At 65.5% G+C, this 18,919-nt stretch carries 17 protein-coding genes; 13 read left to right on the forward strand and 4 right to left on the reverse strand.

Annotated features, from left to right (window positions below):
• Positions 1-3: 3 nt before the first annotated feature.
• From livM to ACODTW_RS23385, 5 genes are all read left to right on the forward strand, one after another.
• Positions 4-1,290, forward strand: a complete 1,287-nt coding sequence (livM, locus tag ACODTW_RS23365) for a high-affinity branched-chain amino acid ABC transporter permease LivM (protein ID WP_488948532.1) — start codon at positions 4-6, stop codon at positions 1,288-1,290.
• Complete coding sequence (gene livG, locus ACODTW_RS23370; RefSeq protein WP_488948533.1) at positions 1,287-2,147, forward strand: high-affinity branched-chain amino acid ABC transporter ATP-binding protein LivG; 861 nt, start codon at positions 1,287-1,289, stop codon at positions 2,145-2,147. The genes livM and livG overlap by 4 nt, the downstream gene beginning before the upstream one ends.
• Positions 2,148-2,149: 2 nt before the next feature.
• Positions 2,150-2,863, forward strand: coding sequence for an ABC transporter ATP-binding protein (locus ACODTW_RS23375; protein WP_488948585.1), 714 nt, complete (start codon positions 2,150-2,152; stop codon positions 2,861-2,863).
• Complete coding sequence (locus tag ACODTW_RS23380) at positions 2,860-3,270, forward strand: GFA family protein (RefSeq protein WP_488948535.1); 411 nt, start codon at positions 2,860-2,862, stop codon at positions 3,268-3,270. Before ACODTW_RS23375 ends, ACODTW_RS23380 begins: the two co-directional genes overlap by 4 nt.
• A 156-nt stretch (positions 3,271-3,426) precedes the next feature.
• Positions 3,427-4,275, forward strand: coding sequence for a hypothetical protein (locus ACODTW_RS23385; protein WP_488948536.1), 849 nt, complete (start codon positions 3,427-3,429; stop codon positions 4,273-4,275).
• A 12-nt stretch (positions 4,276-4,287) separates the two neighbouring features.
• Here ACODTW_RS23385 and ACODTW_RS23390 read toward each other — a convergent pair whose 3' ends face one another.
• Complete coding sequence (locus tag ACODTW_RS23390; protein ID WP_488948537.1) at positions 4,288-4,944, reverse strand: glutathione S-transferase family protein; 657 nt, start codon at positions 4,942-4,944, stop codon at positions 4,288-4,290.
• 173 nt (positions 4,945-5,117) lie between these two features.
• On the opposite strand from ACODTW_RS23390, the gene argB reads away from it, so the two are divergent.
• The 6 genes from argB (at position 5,118) to ACODTW_RS23420 (ending at position 12,422) form a co-directional block, all read left to right on the forward strand.
• Complete coding sequence (gene argB / locus ACODTW_RS23395) at positions 5,118-6,032, forward strand: acetylglutamate kinase (RefSeq protein WP_488948538.1); 915 nt, start codon at positions 5,118-5,120, stop codon at positions 6,030-6,032.
• Positions 6,033-6,053: 21 nt separating this feature from the next.
• Positions 6,054-6,533, forward strand: coding sequence for a P-loop nucleotide/nucleoside kinase family protein (locus tag ACODTW_RS23400; protein ID WP_488948539.1), 480 nt, complete (start codon positions 6,054-6,056; stop codon positions 6,531-6,533).
• 422 nt (positions 6,534-6,955) lie between these two features.
• Complete coding sequence (locus ACODTW_RS23405) at positions 6,956-8,962, forward strand: methyl-accepting chemotaxis protein (RefSeq protein WP_488948540.1); 2,007 nt, start codon at positions 6,956-6,958, stop codon at positions 8,960-8,962.
• A gap of 409 nt (positions 8,963-9,371) precedes the next feature.
• The gene (locus tag ACODTW_RS23410; RefSeq protein WP_488948541.1) at positions 9,372-10,682 is read left to right on the forward strand and encodes a CmpA/NrtA family ABC transporter substrate-binding protein; all 1,311 of its coding nucleotides are present in this window, start codon (positions 9,372-9,374) and stop codon (positions 10,680-10,682) included.
• 23 nt (positions 10,683-10,705) lie between these two features.
• Positions 10,706-11,566, forward strand: coding sequence for a nitrate ABC transporter permease (gene ntrB, locus ACODTW_RS23415; RefSeq protein ID WP_488948542.1), 861 nt, complete (start codon positions 10,706-10,708; stop codon positions 11,564-11,566).
• Between the two features lie 58 nt (positions 11,567-11,624).
• Positions 11,625-12,422: an ABC transporter ATP-binding protein gene (locus ACODTW_RS23420; protein WP_488948543.1), complete on the forward strand. Its 798-nt coding sequence runs from the start codon at positions 11,625-11,627 to the stop codon at positions 12,420-12,422.
• 121 nt (positions 12,423-12,543) lie between these two features.
• Here ACODTW_RS23420 and ACODTW_RS23425 read toward each other — a convergent pair whose 3' ends face one another.
• The 3 genes from ACODTW_RS23425 to ACODTW_RS23435 are packed head-to-tail and all read right to left on the reverse strand — an operon-like array spanning position 12,544 to position 15,492.
• The gene (locus tag ACODTW_RS23425) at positions 12,544-13,554 is read right to left on the reverse strand and encodes a CmpA/NrtA family ABC transporter substrate-binding protein (RefSeq protein WP_488948544.1); all 1,011 of its coding nucleotides are present in this window, start codon (positions 13,552-13,554) and stop codon (positions 12,544-12,546) included.
• A gap of 3 nt (positions 13,555-13,557) precedes the next feature.
• Positions 13,558-14,145 (reverse strand): ANTAR domain-containing response regulator, encoded by a 588-nt coding sequence (locus tag ACODTW_RS23430; protein WP_488948545.1) that lies wholly within the window; start codon positions 14,143-14,145, stop codon positions 13,558-13,560.
• Between the two features lie 30 nt (positions 14,146-14,175).
• Positions 14,176-15,492, reverse strand: coding sequence for an MFS transporter (locus ACODTW_RS23435; protein WP_488948546.1), 1,317 nt, complete (start codon positions 15,490-15,492; stop codon positions 14,176-14,178).
• A 557-nt stretch (positions 15,493-16,049) separates the two neighbouring features.
• On the opposite strand from ACODTW_RS23435, the gene nirB reads away from it, so the two are divergent.
• Both nirB and nirD read left to right on the forward strand, forming a co-directional pair.
• Positions 16,050-18,545 carry a nitrite reductase large subunit NirB gene (nirB, locus tag ACODTW_RS23440; protein ID WP_488948547.1) on the forward strand — a complete coding sequence of 832 codons (2,496 nt, stop codon included), beginning with the start codon at positions 16,050-16,052 and terminating at the stop codon, positions 18,543-18,545.
• Positions 18,529-18,852: a nitrite reductase small subunit NirD gene (gene nirD / locus ACODTW_RS23445; protein WP_488948548.1), complete on the forward strand. Its 324-nt coding sequence runs from the start codon at positions 18,529-18,531 to the stop codon at positions 18,850-18,852. The genes nirB and nirD overlap by 17 nt, the downstream gene beginning before the upstream one ends.
• Positions 18,853-18,919: the final 67 nt, after the last annotated feature.

Genomic DNA, 18,919 nt, shown 5'->3' on the forward strand with positions numbered 1-18,919 from the left:
GCCATGGCCATCACCAACCATATCAAGGGCGCGCTCATCTCCGCCCTGGTCGCCATGGTCCTGGCCGTGCCCTTCATCGGCCTGCACACCATTTCCACCGACCAGGGCCTGATCGTCGAAAGCCGCTGGGCCTGGGTCGGCTGGTCAGGGCTGATCGTCCTGATCGGCAGCTTCGTCCTGGCCGTTGCGCGCGAAACCCTGGCCGCCCGCCGCGCCCAGGCGCCGAAGCGGACCGCCGGGACCAAGCCCAAGCGCGATGATGTGCTGACAGCCAGGCTGTCCAGGGGCTTCGTCATTGCCATTACCCTGCTGGCCGTCACCCTGCCCTTCATGCCCTTCTCCGACCGCTACATCATGGATGTCGGCACCACGGTGCTGATCTATGTGCTGCTGGGCATGGGGCTGAATGTCACCGTGGGGCTGGCGGGCCTGCTGGATCTGGGCTTTGTCGCCTTCTACGCCATCGGCGCCTACAGCTTCGCCATCCTGTCGACCAAGCTGGGCCTGGGCTTCTGGGTGTGCCTGCCGCTGTCGGGCCTGATCGCGGCCCTGTTCGGCGTGCTGCTGTCCATGCCCATCCTCCGGCTGCGCGGGGATTATCTGGCCATCGTCACCCTGGGCTTTGGCGAGATCACGCGCATCGTCATTCTGAACTGGCAGGAATTCACCGGCGGGCCAGCCGGCATTTCCGGCATTCCGCGCCCCGCCCTGTTCGGCATGTCCTTCGACAAGCGCCCGCCGGAGGGGCTGACTTCCTTCCACGCCGTCACCGGGATCGATTTTTCCAGCGAACACCGGCTGATGTTCCTCTATTTCATCGCCCTGACCCTGGTGCTGTTCGCGGCCTGGGTCATCAACCGCCTGCGCGCCCTGCCCGTTGGACGGGCGTGGGAAGCCCTGCGCGAGGATGAGATTGCCTGCCGGTCGCTGGGCATCAACCCGGTCGCATCCAAGGTGTCGGCCTATGCCGTGGGCGGCATGCTGGGCGGGTTCGCCGGCTGCTTCTTTGCCGCGCGCCAGGGCTTCGTATCGCCGGAAAGCTTCACCTTCATGGAAAGCGCCCTGATCCTGGCCATCGTGGTGCTGGGGGGTCTGGGCAGCCAGATCGGTGTGGTCATCGCCGCCCTGTTCATCGTGCTGCTGCCGGAAGTGGGCCGTGAATTCGCCGATTTCCGCATGATCGTCTTCGGCATTGCCATGATCGCCATCATGGTCTGGCGGCCGGGCGGGTTGCTGTCGCAACGCGTTCCCACCATCCGCCTGACCAGCCGGAAGGGAGAAGCAGCATGAGCGACCAACCTTTGCTGTCCGTCACCGGCCTGACCATGCGCTTTGGCGGTCTGGTGGCGGTGGACGGCGTGAACCTCACAGCCGAAACCAACAGGATCACCGCCCTGATCGGTCCCAACGGGGCCGGCAAGACCACGATCTTCAACTGCCTGACCGGCTTCTACAAGCCGACGGCGGGCGAATTGACCCTGAACAAGCCCGGCCGGGCGCCTGTGTCCCTGCAAGCCCTTCCGGGATATCAGGTATCGCGCCAGGGTGTTGTGCGCACCTTCCAGAATATCCGCCTGTTCCCGCGCATGACCGTGCTGGAAAACCTGCTGGTCGCCCAGCATGTGGGGTTGATGAAGAAATCGGTCCTGGGCATTGCCGGTCTGATCGGCCTGAAGGGCTGGCGCACGGCAGAGACCGAGGCCCTGGATCGCGCCCGTTTCTGGATCGAACGGCTGGACCTGACATCCGTCGCCAACGAGGAGGCTGGAAACCTGTCCTATGGCGTGCAGCGCCGAGTTGAGATCGCCCGCGCCATGAATACCAATCCCCTGCTGCTCTGCCTGGACGAACCCGCCGCCGGCCTGAACCCCAAGGAGACGGGCGTGCTGGGCGAGCTTCTCCAGGGCATCCGGGAGGAGTTCGGCATCGGCATCCTGCTGATCGAGCACGATATGGGGCTGGTCATGGGCATTTCCGACCGCATCCATGTCGTCGAATATGGCCGCAAGATCGCCGAAGGCACGCCCGAGCAGATCCGCAGCGACGAGCGCGTGATCAAGGCCTATCTGGGCGAGCCTGACGAAGAGGAATTGCCGCCCGCCGTGGCCCAGGATATGGCCACCGAGAATGAGGGAGGCCGGGCATGAGCCTGCTGCAACTGACCGGTGTGCGCACCAATTACGGCCCCATCGAAGCCCTGCGCGGCGTCGATGTGCGTGTGGAACAGGGGGAGATCGTCACCCTGATCGGCGCCAACGGGGCCGGCAAATCCACCCTGCTGATGACCATCTGCGGCCAGCCCAAGCCGGCCGCAGGATACATCAGTTTCGACGGGCAGGTCATCAATGATCTGCCCCCGCATGAAACGGCGAAGCTGGGCATCGCCCAGGTGCCGGAAGGACGCCGCATCTTCCCGCGCATGACGGTGTTCGAGAATTTGCAGCTGGGGGCCACCCTGGGCAATCCGGCGCATTTCGACGAAGACGTCGCCTATTGCCTGGACCTGTTCCCCATCCTGGCCAAGCGCCGGGACCAGCGGGCGGGCACCCTGTCGGGGGGCGAGCAGCAGATGCTGGCCATCTCCCGCGCGCTGATGAGCCGTCCGCGCCTGCTGCTGCTGGATGAACCGTCGCTGGGTCTGGCCCCGCTGATCATCCGCCGCATCTTCGATGTCATCGCCGACCTGAACAGGACGCGCGGCATGACCATCCTGCTGGTCGAACAGAATGCCTATCACGCCCTGAAGCTGGCCCACCGCGCCTATGTGCTGGCCCAGGGGCAGGTCGTGCTGGAAGGTGGCGGGGCGGAACTGCTGGCCAATCCGGAGGTACGCGCGGCCTATCTGGAAGGCGGGTCACATTGACCAACGGCGTGCCGCCCTGGACAGGCGGATGCGCCTGCGGCCACATCAGATATCAGGCGCTGGTACAGCCCACCGGCGCCGGATACTGCCATTGCCGCATCTGCCAGCGCACGACCGGGGCGCCGATGGTGGCGTTCGCCGATGTACCTTTGTCCGCCTGGCGCTATGTCGCGGGCGAACCCCGCATCTTCGCCTCCAGCCCCCATGGCGAGCGTCGCTTCTGCCCCGATTGCGGCACGCAGATCGAATATCGCGATGCGGGCGAGCCGGTTTCCCTGTCGGTCAATCTGGCCACACTGGATGATCCGGGCCGCGTTACCCCCGGCTTCCATATCTGGACCGGCAGTGCCGCCCCCTGGACCCACCTTGATGATACGTTGCCCCGCTTTCCGCGCGGGCGCGGCTGAAGTGACCGACAGCCGGCCTTGAACCGCGCGCAGCATCGCCGGCCCTAGGCAGATTTTGCTTATTGGATTTTCATAAAATTTTATCTAACCTGCCAGCATCTGGGAGTTGCCGAACCATCGGCGCCACGACCTGTTTTGTCAGGATAGATGCCGGCCATGCCAATCAGCGCGCTTGCCGAACAGCCCGTTTCCACCGCCGCCGCAGCACCCAATGTACGGCTGAACGGCGGGACGGAGCGTTTCCGGTTGCCGGATACAGCTGAACCCGCCAACGCCAACGATTCCGGTGGCTTCAAGCTGTCAGGCACCTTCCAGTCGATCGCGGCACTGCCCACCGTCGTGGTGCCGGCGCTTCAGGACATCGATTTTGACGGCATGATCGCCTATCATCAGGCTGAGACCGACTACATGATGCAGGTGATGGACTTCGTGAAGGCGAAGCTGGGCCTGACGGGGGACAAGGGCGATGTCGGCCTGGGGCTCAGCGGTGGCATGATTGATCTGGCGAAGCAGGCCGCAGCCTCCGCCGGCATCCTGCCCCCCGCCAAGCCCGACAGCGTCACCGAATGGCAGGAAAAGAACCCCAGCCCGCCGAGCAATCCTTCCGAAGCCGCCTTGCGAACGTCCCTGCTGACGATCTTCTATTCCGGCAAGGATGGCGGTGGCTCCGTCGAGATGTGGCTCGACAATGATCAGATCGATGCGCTGCTGGCCCAGCCGGGCAATCCCGAACTGACCGATCTGACCAAGACCGACGATACCTCCAGGGCGCTTCTCCAATCCATGCTGGACGGCCCGTTCGGCGCTTTCATGGACGAGCATGCAGCCGTTCGGCCCGACTGGTCGGCGGAGATGGCCGGGCGGCTGGCCGTCGGCAACAGCCGCGATGCTGCGGCCGGTCCCATGGTGATGCTGCAAAGCCGGGACCGACCAGACCTGCTGGCCGGCAATGGCGGGGCAGATCTGCTTGACGGCCTGATGGGTTTGCTGCGCGCGGCTGGCTGACGGCCCCGCCAGTCAGGGATCGACATAACTGTCGGGAAAGTGCCGCTGCCACAATGGCTCCAGCCGTGGATCACGGTCCACCCGTTCCGCCACGGCGACGATGCCCGGCGCCACCGCGCGGATGGCGTCCCGCCGGGGTCGCCAGCGCGTCATCATGGAGATATAGACGTCCAGCGCCGTCATCTGCGCCGTTCCCAGCAACCAGGCACCGGGCGCCGGCTTCAGCGCCTGTTCCATGGTCTGCCAGCAGAACAGCGTCCGGTCGATCGTCGCCTGTTTCAGCTCCGCCTGGGCACCTTCACCCGTGACCCAGCGGTCGCAGAAATCACCGACCGTATACATGGGATAGATGGCGGCCGGCAGATAGACCAGCCAGCGCAGGAAGCCGGCACGGGCCGCGTCGCCTGCGGCGGGTCCCAGCACACCCGGATGCCGGTCCATCAGCCAAAGCAGGATGGCCACCGATTCCGTCATCACCGTGCCGTCGGGAAGGACCAGGGTCGGGATCTGAACCAGCGGATTGACGGCGCGCAGGGCATCAACCCCCGGCGATGGCGTCCACGGCTCCGCCTCCACATAATCGTAATCTTCCCCCGCTAGGGTAAAGGCCGCTTCCACCACCGCGGAACCGCATCCCGCCGCCCCGTAAAGTACCGGCTTGCCCGTCATCGCTGCCCCCCGAACCTGGATTGCTCAATAAGAACACACCAGGAACATCCAGGCAAGCGCACCTGTCGGTCAGCCCCCGGGAAAGCGCATTGCCCCCTTCCGTCACAGGTGTTAGACACACGCCCGTTTGCCCGTCACAATTCCCGTCCATCTTCCGACCGGAGCCGATGCCCATGACCGCCCCCGCCGCCCCGACGCTGACCCGCGAGGAATGGCTCGCCAAGGCCCAGACCCTGTCGGAAGCGCTGCCCTATATGCGCCGCTATGACGGCAAGATCATCGTCGTGAAGTATGGCGGCCACGCCATGGGCAACCCAGAACTGGCCCGGCAGTTCGCCAACGACATCGTGCTGCTGAAGCAGGTGGGAGCCTATCCCATCGTTGTCCATGGCGGCGGGCCGCAGATCGGCAAGCTGCTGGACCGGTTGCAGATCAAGTCGGAATTCATCGACGGGTTGCGCGTGACCGACAAGGACACGATGGAAATCGCGGAGATGGTGCTGTCCGGCTCCATCAACAAGGAAATCGTGGCCCTGATCAACGATGCCGGCGGCGACGCCATCGGCCTGTCGGGCAAGGATGACGACCTGATCGAAGCACGCAAGGCCACGCGCACCAAGCGCGATCCGGACAGCAACATCGAAAAGGTGGTGGATCTGGGCTTCGTGGGCGAGCCGTTCCGCATCAACCCGCAGATCCTGCACAAGCTGCGCAATGCCGGCTTCATCCCCGTCATCGCTCCGATCGGCATCGGTGAGGATGGGCAGACCTATAACATCAACGCCGACACCGCTGCCGGCGCCATCGCCGCCGCCATGGACGCCACGCGCCTGCTGCTGCTGACCGACGTGGCCGGCTTCCTGGACAAGAACAAGGAGTTGGTCACCGACCTGTCGGTGTCGGCGGCCCGTGCCGCCATTGCCGACGGCACGGCAACGGGGGGCATGATCCCGAAGCTGGAAACCTGCATCGACGCCGTCGTTGGCGGCGTGGAGGGTGCCGTCATCCTTGACGGCCGCGTCCCGCATGCCATCCTGCTGGAAATCTTCACCGAGGGCGGCGCCGGGACGCTGATCGGCACCAAGTAACCCATCCTGCCAAGGACAGCCATGACCGCGCAGATGCATCTGGTCCATGGCCCACAAGGGGCCGGCAAGTCCGCCTATGCCAGGAAACTGGCGGCGGACCTGCCGGCAGTCCGCTTTTCCATTGATGAATGGATGTCCAACCTGTTCGTGCCGGACATGGTGCCGCCGCTGGACAGGGGCTGGCTGGACGAGCGCATGGCCCGCTGCGAGGCCATGATCTGGGAAATGGCTGTGGCCGTCCTGCGCAATGGCGGCCATGTCGTGATGGACCTGGGTTTCCAGCGTCCGCAGCAAAGGGCCGAGGCGCGACGGCGGGCGGCCTTGTTGGGCCTGGAACCGCTGTACCACCTGCCCGACGGCCCGCGGGAAAGCCGCTGGGCACTGGTGCGCCGGACAACCAGTTTTCCCGGCGAGGATTGTGGCAACGGCGATACCACCTTCACCGATATCGATCCCCCGACCGCCCAGGAAATGGGCAGCGTCCACGCGATCCTGCTTTAATGCCATGCAGCCCTGGGATGGGCCTGCCATCCATTGGAAAGCAGCACAGCACCGCCTGTCATTGAAATGCCGAAATGAAGCGGGGTTATTTCATATATACTTCACTAAACAAATGTTTCTGATATTTCTGAAAATACCCGGAGACACATCATCAAATTCAATGCTTTCCCAGCTCTCCAGTTCTGATTTCAGCTTTATTTCCATTATCCTACAAAATCCACGCAGTGATTGCGGACAATGTTTGATTAAATATCCATTCCCGTACGGCACATGAATTGCTAGTCCTTGCGGCGAGGGGGCCAATGGCGGCCACCGTCAGCGGGAACCAGGTCGGTTCCCCCAAAGGGACAATGGCGTCTCGACATCCGGTGGCCCCGCGCAATCGGCTGTTGAGACGCCTTTTTTGTTTTTGGAGCCGGGCGATGACAGAGCAGAACCACCCCCACCGGTCGGGATGGACCGGACGCCTTGTGTTTGCCGAAGCGGTGGCCGTGCGGCACCTGATCTCCGCCCGTTTCCAGCGGCTGCGCAATCTGCGACGGCTGGCTGGGTTGTGCGGGCTGGTGACGGGCATCAGCGGCCTGGTCCATGCCCTGCAACGCGAACGCGGCACCAGCAACCTGTATCTGGGCGCCGCCGATGATCGCGGACTGTCCGACCTGTCGGCCCGCCATGCCGATACCAAGGCCGCACAGGATGCGATGGAGACGGCGTTACGGTCGATCGATCCGCTATCCTGCGGCGGGGCGCTGCTGGCCTGCATCCATTTTGCGCAGCAGGCGTTGGCGGAACTACCCGAACAACGGGCGGCGGTGGTCGCACGGCGCACGGACGCCCGCACCGTGATACGAGCCTATTCGGCCCGCATCGAAACCCTGCTGGCCGTGGTGGCCGCCGTGGCCGACAGCGGGGCGGACGCCGATCTGTCACGCGCCTTGACGGCCCTTCAGAATTTCATGCGAGCCAAGGAATTCGCAGGCCAGGAACGGGCCGTGGCAGCAGCCGCCCTGACGGCGGGCTGCTTTGATGCCACCCGCTTCCGCCGCATGGCGCAGTTGGAGGCGGCACAGGGGCAGGCACTGTCCCTGTTCCAGCGCTATGCCACCCCCGCCCAGCAGGCGGCCCAGCGGGAAGGGGTGACGGGTCCGGACTGTGCCCTGGTGGACGGTCTGCGCCGGAATCTGGCGGCCATTGGTCCCAACCGCCCCGTGCCCGGGATCACCGCCACCGATTGGTTCGCCGCCGCCACCGGCCGGATCGACAAGCTGAAACGGGTGGAGGATCTGCTGATCACCGATCTGGCAACCCTGTGCCGGACCCGGGTGGCGGAAGCAGAGGCCGCTGCCAATGCCCCCTTGCCGGCCGGCGGCCCCGTGCTGCGGCTGGCGGCCGCGGCCACGCGCCACGCCTGCCGCCGGGATCTGCGCCGCGATGAACGACAGGCCGCCCGGATGGAACGGGTGGACGGCAGCCACCTGCCCGACTGGCTGCGCAGCGCGCTTGATGGCGTGCAGAACGATATCGACGCCGACCTGTCGCCCGCGGCACAGCAGCGACGGGAGCGGCAATGGGCCGACGCCAACCGCGAGGCGCTGGAACAGGCCATCGACCGCTTCAACCAGCAGCATGAACAGGCGCTGGGCATCATGGCGGCGCGGGCGGGTGGCATCCAGACAGATGCGCGCAGCATGGCCGACCTGGCCGACCGCAATGCCCGCCATTCCCTGACCATGGCATCCGCCTCCTCCCAGACGCGGGGCGGAGTGGATGCGGTGGCCAGTGCCGTCGGGTCCCTGGCCCTGTCCATCCGCGACATCAACCAGCAGGCAGCCCAGGCCCTGTCGGTGTCGGGCACCGCCGTGGCGGAGGCGCGGGAGACTCATCGGGCCGTGGACGGGCTGACGGGGGCTGCCCGCAATATCGGCCAGATCGTGGAGATCATCGGCACCATTTCCGGGCAGACCAACCTGCTGGCGCTGAATGCCACCATCGAGGCGGCGCGTGCCGGAGAGGCCGGCAAGGGATTTGCCGTCGTGGCCGGAGAGGTGAAGAACCTGGCCAGCCAGACCGGCCGCGCCACGGAGGAGATCGGCCGACAGATCGGGGAGATGCAGGTGGCGACCCAGGCGGCTGTCGCTGCCATCGGCGCCACGGCCGGCAAGATCGAAGCCATCGCAGGTCTGGTCGCCGGGATCGAACAGGCCCTGTCGCGTCAGCGCCAGGATACCGACCTGATTGAGGAAAATATGCGCGCCGTGGCCGAAAGTGCCGCCGACATCGACGCCGTGGTCGATGATGTGGCGCATGGCGCCAGCGATATCGGCCGCATGACCGGCAATGCCCTGTCGGCCACGGACGAGTTGTCCCAGCTTGTCGGCGCCTTGCGTCAGGAACTGGAAGGGTTCGTCACCCGTGTCCGCGCGGCCTGACTTCTTGCCCAAATCGCAGGCAGATTACGCACCTGCACAAAAGTGCGGCAGCACCGCCCGCATCTTGGGCGATACCCAGCCCAGCTGGCGCTACGCCGACACCAGCAGATATCAAGTAAATGCTTGATAATTCTCAATCGCCAGCCCGCCATGCCGGTTGGCACGCTTCTCGCTAATAGCCTCTCACCATGCGCGGCGGGGCAATGATGCCTCCGGGCCGGTCCCTGTTGAAGGGGCCGGCCATCGCATGGACGAGATCGCGGTTCCCATGGCGGGGGCCGCCTGGAGCAACGGCGCTCCGACTGTAAGCACGGAACCCCTGGGGTCCCTGCCTGCTGTCGGAGCGCCGTTTTTGTTTTTCCACGCTTTGTTTTTGACCCGGCCCTACGCCGAAAAGGAGCCCGCTGCCATGACCAAGCCCGTCCTGCCCACCGCCGGCCTGACCCGCCGTTCGCTGCTGACCCATACAGCCAAGGCGGCAGGTGCCGCTGCCTTGCTGTCGGCCGCGCGGGCCGCCCTGCCTGGCGGTGCCGCCTGGGCGGCAGCCGCCCCGGAAGTGACCGGCGCCACCTTGGGCTTCATCGCCCTGACCGACAGCGCGCCGCTGATCATCGCCAAGGAAAAGGGCCTGTTCGCCAAATACGGCATGCCTGACGTCGCTGTCCTGAAGCAGGCCAGCTGGGGCACCACACGCGACAATCTGGAACTGGGCGGGGCGGCCGGCGGCATTGACGGCGCCCATATCCTGACGCCCATGCCCTACCTGATGACCACCGGCAAGGTGACCAAGAACAATCAGCCGCTGCCCATGAACATCCTGTGCCGGTTGAATACCAACGGCCAGGGCATCTCCGTCGCCAACCGTTACAAGGATCTGGGCGTCACCACCAAGGCCAAGGGCCTGAAGGAAGCCTTCGCCAAGGCGAAGGCGGAAGGTCGAGAAGTCAAATGCGCCATGACATTCCCCGGCGGCACCCACGATCTATGGCTGCGCTACTGGCTGGCTTCCAACGGCATCGACCCGGACAAGGATGTATCCACGATCGTCGTGCCGCCGCCGCAGATGGTGGCCAACATGAAGGTCGACACCATGGAGGCTTTCTGTGTTGGCGAGCCTTGGAACGCTCAGTTGGTCAATCAGCAGATCGGATACTCCGCCCTGACCACAGGGGAAATCTGGCACGACCATCCGGAAAAGAGCCTCGGCATGCGCGCCGACTGGGTGGAAAAGAACCCCAACGCCACCAAGGCGCTGCTGGCCGCCGTGCAGGAGGCCCAGATCTGGTGCGACAAGCCGGAGAACAAGGCGGAGATGTGCCAGATCGTCTCCGGCCGCGAGTGGTTCAAGGTGCCGGTGGACGACATTCTGGCCCGTTCCCAGGGTACCTTCGATTACGGCGATGGCCGCGTGGTGAAGGACAGTCCCGAACTGATGAAGTTCTGGCGCGACCACACCTCCTATCCCTATCAGAGCCATGATCTCTGGTTCCTGACGGAGGATCAGCGCTGGGGCTATCTGCCGGGCAACCTGGACACCAAGTCGCTGATCGCCAAGGTCAACCGTGAGGATCTGTGGCGCGAGGCGGCAAAGATGATCGGTGCGGGCACAGGCCCGGCCGGCACGTCACGCGGGGTGGAAACCTTCTTCGACGGCATCCGGTTCGATCCCGCCAATCCCGGCGCCTATCTGGCCGCCCTGCCCATCAAGCGCGTCGCCTGATTTCGCGAAGGGAAGCAAGGACAATGTCGACTTTGACCGAAAACAGCCCCGTGGCGACGCGTCTCGCCTTCAACCCCACAGCATTGCTGCTGGGCGCTGCAGCCACGGTCGGACGCAAGCTGCGGGATATGCTGCCGCTTTTCCTGGCACTGACCGTACTGATCGGCATCTGGGAACTGGCCTGCCGGGGCACCGGCGCGTCGCTGCCGCCGCCATCACGGGTCATCACCGATACCTGGCCTTTGATCGTCGATCCGTTCTTCGACCATGGCGGGGTGGACAAGGGCCTGTTCTGGCATCTGTCCGCCAGCCTGAAACGGGTGGCCATCGGTTTCGCCCTGTCATCGGTGACGGGCATCGCGCTGGGTGTGCTGGTCGGGCAGTCGACGCTGGCCTGGCGCGGGCTGGATCCGATCTTCCAGGTGCTGCGCACGGTGCCGCCGCTGGCCTGGCTGCCCATTTCGCTGGCCGCCTTCCGCCATGCCGACCCCAGCGCCATCTTCGTCATCTTCATCACCTCCATCTGGCCCATCATCCTGAACACGGCCGTGGGCGTGCGGCAGATCCCGCAGGATTACCGCAATGTCGCCCGCGTGCTGCGCCTGTCGCCGCTGGAATTCTTCTTCCGCATCATGATGCCGGCCTGCGTGCCCTTCATCTTTACCGGATTGAAGATCGGTATCGGCCTGTCCTGGCTGGCCATCGTCGCCGCGGAAATGCTGATCGGCGGCGTGGGCATCGGCTTTTTCATCTGGGACGCCTGGAACAGCTCGCTGATGAGCGAGATCATCCTGGCCCTGGTCTATGTCGGCCTGGTCGGCTTCCTGCTGGACCGGCTGATCACACTCGTCGGCAACCGCGTGGCAGGCCGCAAGGTGGGATGACCCGCTGCCCCCTCCCCCTGCCCCCTTCCCCCATCCCCTCCGTCCCAAGGACGAACCCATGACCACGCCCTATCTCTCGCTTGAAAAAATCGGCATGGATTTCAAGGTCGGGAACCGCCTGTTCAACGCTGTGACCGATGTGAACCTGACCATCGATCGGGGCCAGTTCGTTTCCATCATCGGCCATTCCGGCTGCGGCAAATCCACGCTTCTGAACATCGTGGCCGGCCTGTCGCGGGCCACGCAGGGTGGCGTCATCCTGGACGGACACGAGGTGAACAGCCCCGGCCCCGATCGGGCCGTGGTCTTCCAGAACCACTCGCTGCTGCCCTGGCTGACGGCCTATCAGAATGTGCGGCTGGCCGTGGACAAGGTGTTCGGGTCCAGCAAAAGTGCCGCCCAGCGGCATGACTGGACGCTGCACAATCTGCGGCTGGTCCATATGGATCATGCCGTGGACAAGCGGCCGGACGAGTTGTCGGGCGGCATGAAGCAGCGCGTGGGCATTGCCCGGGCGCTTTCCATGGAGCCCAAGGTGCTGCTGATGGATGAGCCGTTCGGCGCCCTGGACGCCCTGACCCGCGCCCATCTGCAGGACACGGTGATGGAGATCCAGGGACGCCTGAACAGCACCGTCATCATGATCACCCATGATGTGGACGAGGCGGTGCTGCTGTCCGACCGCATCGTCATGATGACCAACGGCCCGTCGGCCACCATCGGGGAGGTGCTGCCCGTCAACCTGCCCCGTCCGCGCCGCCGTCTGGACCTGTCGGACGACCCGACCTACATCGCCTGCCGCGCCGCCGTGCTGCGCTTCCTTTATGAACGCCACGCCAAGCCGGAAGCGGCGTGATCCCACCACCCGATCAGGACGACGCCCCACCCTGGCGACACCGGGGTGGGGCGTTTGTGTTAAAGCCGGAAGCACCCGTTGGGTCCGCCCCCCCCTGAACAGCGGACACCCTGTCCCCCGTTCAGGGATGCAGGGCCTTATCATAGAGATCCGGCCGCCACACGGCAGCGGCCAGCGCCGCCCGCTGCTCAACCGGCAGGTCCAGTTGCCCCGCCGCTGCCATCTCCGTCAGCAACAGAATCGCATCGGCCGGGTCCGGCCGGTTACGGTGCGGGGCGGGGATGGCGCCGGACAGGGTTTGCGCAATCAGATCGGCCGGCAGCCCGACATGGCGCACCTCCGCCAGCAGGCCGGCCAGTTCCAGCCTGTTGGCCGGGTCACGGCTCCAGTCGGCGGCGCGGACGATGGCCCGGACCAGCGCCGACGTCTCCGCCGGATGCGCCGCCACCCAATCGGCGCGCAGGCCCAGCACCTTTTCCAGACCATCGGGGCGGATATCGGCCTTGGTGACCACCACCCGGCCGACGCCGCGCTGCACGGCCCGCTGGTTCCAGGGCTCGCCCGCGCAATAGCCGTCGATCCAGCCGGCTTCCAGGCTTTCCACCATGCGCGGCGGGGCGATGACGCCGATATTCACCTCGCTGCGCCCGTCGATCCCGCCATCGGCCAGCCATTTCAACAGCTCGTAATGGTGGCAGGAGAAATGGAAGACGGTGACGAAGGACAGAAGCGGCTTGCCCGCCGCACGGTCGGCATCAATGACGGGACGCAGCGCGCGGGCCCGCAGGGCCGGCGGCCCCGCCATCACCTCCGGTGCCGCCGCCAGCATCCGATCGTACAGCGCCACCGACAGGGTGATAGCGTTGTTGCCCAGGCCCAGCGACACCGGCACGACCAGAGGCAGGGCCGGCACACCGGCGATCCCGTGGTGCAGGGCCAGCGCCAGTGGCGCCAGGATGTGCGCCCCATCCACCAGTCCGAAGGCCAGCCGGTCGCGCAGGGCCGCCCAGGAGGGTGCGCGTTCCACGACCAGGTCGATGCCTTCATCCCTGGCAAAGCCCTTCTCCGCCGCGACGACGGGAATGGCGCAATCCACCAGGGGCGCGAAGCCCAGCTTGACGATCCCGGCCATTCTTTAAAGCTCCATCTCGAACGCGGTGATGACGCTCTGCGCGATGTCGGAGAGCTTGCGGTTCTGCTTCATGGCGGTGCGGCGCATCAGGTTGTACGCCTCCTCCTCCGCCAGTCCCCGGTTCTTCATCAACAGGCCCTTGGCCCGTTCCACCAGCTTGCGGTCAATCAGCTTGGCCTGCGCCTCGTCCCGCTCCCGCCGCAGCCGGTCGAAGGCGTTGAAGCGGGTGATGGCCGTCTCCACAATGGGCTTGATCCGATCCTGGCGCAGCCCGTCGACGACATAGGCGCTGACGCCGGCCTCGATGGCGGCATGGATCATCTGGCTGTCGCTCTGGTCCACGAACATGGCGATGGGCCGCTGGACCACCCGGCTGACCTGGAACATCTGTTCCAGCGTATCGCGGTCGGGATTTTCCAGATCGATGATGATGACATCAGGCGCCAGCGCCTGGATACGGGCCAGCAGGTTGACGGACGGACCGATGGTGGCGACCCGCACCCAGCCGGATTCCACCAGCCCGCGTTCCACCACGGCCGCGCGGTCGGGATTGCCGTCGATGACCAGAATATTGGGCTGCGGGTTGCTCATCTTCCCTTCCGTCATCCCCACATGGCCCCCTTATTCCGCCGCCACGGGCAGGGCGGCGGGCATATCGTCGGCCACCCGGTCATCGAACCGGATCAGCAGTGTGGGCAGGGCGGCGAGCGCCACGGCGATGCCCAGATAGAACAGGCCCTGCTGGTAGCTGATGCCATCGGCCTTGAACAGGAAGCCGGCAGCCACGGCACCCATGTTACCACCGGCCCCGACGATGCCCGACACCGACCCCAGCGCCTTGCGGTTGATGAAGGGCACGATGCCGAAGGTGGCGCCACAGCCCATCTGCACGAACAGGGAGAACATCAGCATCGACGCCACGGCCAGCACCAGCACCCCCATCTGGGAGAACAGGATCAGCGACAGCCCCTCCGCCAGCAGTACCAGGAACAGCAGGCGCACGCGCGCCGACAGGCCGGCCTGTGCCGCCCAGCGGTCGGACACCCAGCCGCCCAGGGTCCGGGCAAACAGGCTCATCGATCCGAACAGGCCGGCGATGATGCCGGCCGTCCCCAGGTCCAGCCGGAAAGTGTCGAAGAAATAGATGGCTGCAATATTGTGCAGGGTCAGTTCCACACCAAAACAGGCGCCATAGGCCAGGAACAGGGCCCAGACCCGCCGGTCACCCAGCACGGTCAGGAAGCTGCCCCCCTTGCCGGCGGAACCGGCCGGCGGTATCCGCCCGGCGCGGCGCAGATCGGCAAAGTCGCCTTCCGGACTGTCGACCGTGAAGCGCCAGTAGCAGAAGGATGCCGCCAGCAGCACCAACCCCGGCACGATCATGGCCAGACGCCAGCCCAGCGATTTCTCCACGCCCAGCGACAGGATGGCGGCCAGGACCAGCGGCATGACCATCTGCGTCACGCCCCCGCCCAGATTGCCCCAGCCCGCCGTCGTGGCATTGGCCGTGCCCACGACGCTGGGCGCGAACATCACCGACGTATGATACTGGGTAATGACAAAGGCGGCGCCGATGGCGCCGATGGCCAGACGGGCCAGCAGGAATGTCTCGTAACTGTCGGCCAGGCCCACGGCCATGACGGGCACGGCGCCCAGCGCCAATAGGCCCGTATAGGTGCGCCGCGGCCCCAGCCGGTCGCAGAGCGGCCCGACGATCAGGCGCACGGCCACGGTGATGGCCACCGACGCGATCATGATATTGCCGATCTGGCCCTTGCTGAGCCCCAGATCATCGCGGACGACGGCCATCAGCGGCGCGATGCCGAACCAGCCGAAGAAACACAGGAAGAAGGCCAGCCAGCTCATGTGAAAAGCGCGCATCTGCGCGCTTTTCAGGGAGAACAGGTCGATACGGGTGGCCTTGTTGCGGATATCCATCGCGGTGCCCTTGGGTCCTGGGCCGTCCATCCGGGCTGTCGCCCCGCGGCCGGCCATGCGTGATGGGGCGGTTTTCACCGCACCCTGCCTGGTCGTCCGCCGTTGGACGATGGAATATCCCTGCCTCGGGACGGGATATCCTCAGCAACGCCCGTGCCAGCACGGCCAAAGCCGGCCCGGAGGATGGATTTCCGCCAAAGTCGCGCGGAAAGCGCCGCCCGTCCAGCGCGAACGATTGCACAAAATCTGACCAGGACGCAGGTCGTGCCCGAAATAAAGGCAACATTGCTTGCCCACCCAGATCACATTGCACCCAGGATTTCATATATTCCAACGATTTAGGCCGTTGGCACGGCGTTCGCTTAGAGGGAAGCAGGCGCCGGCGATGCCGCTGGCGACAGGTCCCCGTCCAACCGGGGATCGCATATAGGGGTCCAAGGCCGGGCCCCACCGGATAATGGCGTCCGAACGTGCGTGGAACCCCGACAGGGGCCGCGACACGGTCGGGCGCCTTTTTTATTGCGCGTTTTTTGCGCAAAGCCTGGATGGAGCCAGAAATGACCCACCTGCCCGCCGCTTCCCCCACCCCCCGCCCCCGGCTTGTCGTCATCGGCAATGGCATGGCGGGGATCCGCGCCGTGGAAGAATTGCTGGCCCGCGCGCCCGGCCTTTACGACATCAGCGTGTTCGGCGCCGAACCGCGCGTGAACTATAACCGCATCATGCTGTCCCCCCTGCTGTCGGGGGAAAAGACCTTCGACCAGATCGTCATCAATGATCTGGACTGGTACGCCAGCAACGGCATCACACTGCATGCCGGCGACCCGGTGGAAAGCATCGACCGCGACGATCAGTTGGTGATCACCAAGTCCGGCCTGACCGTCCCTTATGACCGGCTGCTGATCGCCACCGGTTCCATGCCCATTGTCATCCCCATCCCCGGCGCCCGCCTGCCCGGCGTCGTCACCTTCCGTGACGTGGATGATGTCGACACCATGCTGTCGGCCAGCGCCAAGGGCGGGCATGCCGTCGTCATCGGCGGCGGTCTGCTGGGCCTGGAAGCGGCCGTGGGCCTGAAGGCGCGCGGCATGGACGTCACCGTCCTGCATCTGGCCGGGCACCTGATGGAACGGCAGCTGGATGCGTCGGCCGGGCACCTGCTGGCCAAGGAACTGGAACGGCGCGGCCTGACCGTGCTGACCGGTGCCGACACGGCCGCCATCCTGGGTGACAGCCATGTCACGGGCGTGGCGCTGAAGGATGGCACCCACCTTCCGGCCGATCTGGTGGTCATGGCCGTCGGCATCCGCCCCGACACGCGGCTGGCAGCGGCAGCGGGGCTGGAGGTCGGGCGCGGGATTCTGGTCGATGACCATATGGTGACCAACGACCCGGCCATCAGTGCGGTGGGCGAATGCGTGCAGCATCGAGGCGCCTGTTACGGACTGGTGCAGCCGCTGTTTGAGATGGCGAAGGTGCTGGCGGACCATCTGGCGGGCAATCAGGCTGCGGGCTACACCGGCTCCGTCACCTCCACCAAGCTGAAGGTGACGGGTGTCGATGTCTTCTCCGCCGGTGATTTTTCCGGCGGGCCGGGGACGGAGGATATCGTCTTCCGCGATGCCGGGCGCGGCGTCTACAAGCGCATCGTCTTGCAGGATGGAAGGATCAAGGGGGCCGTCCTTTATGGCGATACGGGCGATGGCGGCTGGTATTTCCAGCTGCTGAAGGCGGGGGAGGATGTGTCGGGCCTGCGCGACACGCTGATCTTCGGCCAGGGTTACGCATCCCGGGAAGGCGGTGCCGCAAACCCTACCGCCGCCGTTGCGGCGCTGCCTGATACGGCGGAAATCTGCGGCTGCAACGGCGTCTGCAAGGGCACCATCGTCAAGGCCATCACCGAAAAGGGCCTGACCACACTGGACGCCGTGAAGGCCACGACCAAGGCATCGGCGTCCTGCGGGTCCTGCACCGGTCTGGTGGAAGGGTTGCTGGCCCATGCGCTGGGCGGGGAGTATCAGGCGGCCGGCGTCAAGCCGATCTGCAAATGCACCGACCATGACCATGACAGCGTGCGCCGCCTGATCCGTGTGCAGGAACTGAAATCCATTCCTTCCGTCATGCAGGCCCTGGAATGGAAGACGCCCGATGGCTGCCACACCTGCCGCCCGGCGCTGAACTATTACCTGCTGGCCGCCTGGCCCGGGGAATATGTCGATCATGCCGCCAGCCGCTTCGTGAATGAACGCGTCCACGCCAATATCCAGAAGGACGGCACCTATTCCGTCGTCCCGCGCATGTGGGGCGGCCTGACCAATGCCGGGGAGTTGCGCGCCATCGCCGATGTGGTGGAAAAATTCGCCATCCCCACGGTGAAGGTGACGGGCGGTCAGCGCATCGACCTGCTGGGTGTGAAGAAGGAAGATTTGCCCGCCGTCTGGGCCGACCTGAACGCCGCCGGCATGGTGTCCGGCCATGCCTATGGCAAGTCGCTGCGCACCGTGAAGACCTGTGTCGGGTCGGACTGGTGCCGCTTCGGCACGCAGAAATCGCTGGAGGTCGGGGTCAATCTGGAGCGCATGACCTGGGGTTCCTGGACCCCGCACAAGTTCAAGATGGCCGTGTCCGGCTGCCCCCGGAACTGTGCGGAAGCCACCATCAAGGATTTCGGTGTCATCGCCACCGATGGCGGCTTCGACCTGCTGGTCGGCGGCAATGGCGGCATCAAGCTGCGCGGCACCGACCTGCTGGCCAAGGTGACGACGGAGGCAGAGGTGCAGGAATATTGCGGCGCCTTCATGCAGCTGTACCGGGAAGAAGCGCATTACCTGGAACGGACGGCGCCCTGGATCGAACGGGTGGGGCTGGATTTCGTGAAGGCCCGCGTTGTCGGCGACGCCGACAATCGCCGCGCCCTGCATGCCCGTTTCCTGTCCAGCCAGCGCCATGCGCAGGTCGATCCCTGGGCTGAACGCGCCCCCGGCGCGCCGGCGTCCCGCGATTTCCAAGCTCTTGCCAAGGTGGGAGTGAGCCATCATGCACCGTCCGCTTGATTGGACCGATATCGGCGCCCTGACCGACATTCCCGTGCAGGGTGCCCGCCGGGTGGACCATGCGGACGGCTGCATCGCCGTCTTCCGCACCATCGACGACCAGGTCTTCGCGCTGCGCGATGAATGTCCGCACAAGAAGGGCCCTTTGTCGGAAGGCATCGTTCACGGTCATGCCGTGACCTGCCCCCTGCATAACTGGGTCATCGACCTTGCCACCGGCTATGCCACCGGCCCCGACGAAGGCTGCACCGGCCGCATCCCGGCGCGGCTGGTGGACGGGCGGGTGCAGTTGGGGCTGGTGTCCTGAGCAATAACACCTCCCTCCCCGTCACCCCGGCGAAAGCCGGGGCCCAGCGTGAGGCGCGGTCAGCGCC

The organism is Niveispirillum sp. FG148 (genome assembly GCF_057809655.1).

What these genes read in the sequence shown, in the direction of transcription:
- livM (WP_488948532.1), top strand. Translation starts at nt 4, where the DNA reads ATGGCCATCACCAACCATATCAAGGGCGCGCTCATCTCCGCCCTGGTC.
- livG (WP_488948533.1), top strand. Translation starts at nt 1,287, where the DNA reads ATGAGCGACCAACCTTTGCTGTCCGTCACCGGCCTGACCATGCGCTTT.
- ACODTW_RS23385 (WP_488948536.1), top strand. Translation starts at nt 3,427, where the DNA reads ATGCCAATCAGCGCGCTTGCCGAACAGCCCGTTTCCACCGCCGCCGCA.
- ACODTW_RS23390 (WP_488948537.1), bottom strand. Translation starts at nt 4,944, where the DNA reads ATGACGGGCAAGCCGGTACTTTACGGGGCGGCGGGATGCGGTTCCGCG.
- argB (WP_488948538.1), top strand. Translation starts at nt 5,118, where the DNA reads ATGACCGCCCCCGCCGCCCCGACGCTGACCCGCGAGGAATGGCTCGCC.
- ACODTW_RS23400 (WP_488948539.1), top strand. Translation starts at nt 6,054, where the DNA reads ATGACCGCGCAGATGCATCTGGTCCATGGCCCACAAGGGGCCGGCAAG.
- ACODTW_RS23405 (WP_488948540.1), top strand. Translation starts at nt 6,956, where the DNA reads ATGACAGAGCAGAACCACCCCCACCGGTCGGGATGGACCGGACGCCTT.
- ACODTW_RS23410 (WP_488948541.1), top strand. Translation starts at nt 9,372, where the DNA reads ATGACCAAGCCCGTCCTGCCCACCGCCGGCCTGACCCGCCGTTCGCTG.
- ntrB (WP_488948542.1), top strand. Translation starts at nt 10,706, where the DNA reads ATGTCGACTTTGACCGAAAACAGCCCCGTGGCGACGCGTCTCGCCTTC.
- ACODTW_RS23420 (WP_488948543.1), top strand. Translation starts at nt 11,625, where the DNA reads ATGACCACGCCCTATCTCTCGCTTGAAAAAATCGGCATGGATTTCAAG.
- ACODTW_RS23425 (WP_488948544.1), bottom strand. Translation starts at nt 13,554, where the DNA reads ATGGCCGGGATCGTCAAGCTGGGCTTCGCGCCCCTGGTGGATTGCGCC.
- ACODTW_RS23430 (WP_488948545.1), bottom strand. Translation starts at nt 14,145, where the DNA reads ATGAGCAACCCGCAGCCCAATATTCTGGTCATCGACGGCAATCCCGAC.
- ACODTW_RS23435 (WP_488948546.1), bottom strand. Translation starts at nt 15,492, where the DNA reads ATGGATATCCGCAACAAGGCCACCCGTATCGACCTGTTCTCCCTGAAA.
- nirB (WP_488948547.1), top strand. Translation starts at nt 16,050, where the DNA reads ATGACCCACCTGCCCGCCGCTTCCCCCACCCCCCGCCCCCGGCTTGTC.
- nirD (WP_488948548.1), top strand. Translation starts at nt 18,529, where the DNA reads ATGCACCGTCCGCTTGATTGGACCGATATCGGCGCCCTGACCGACATT.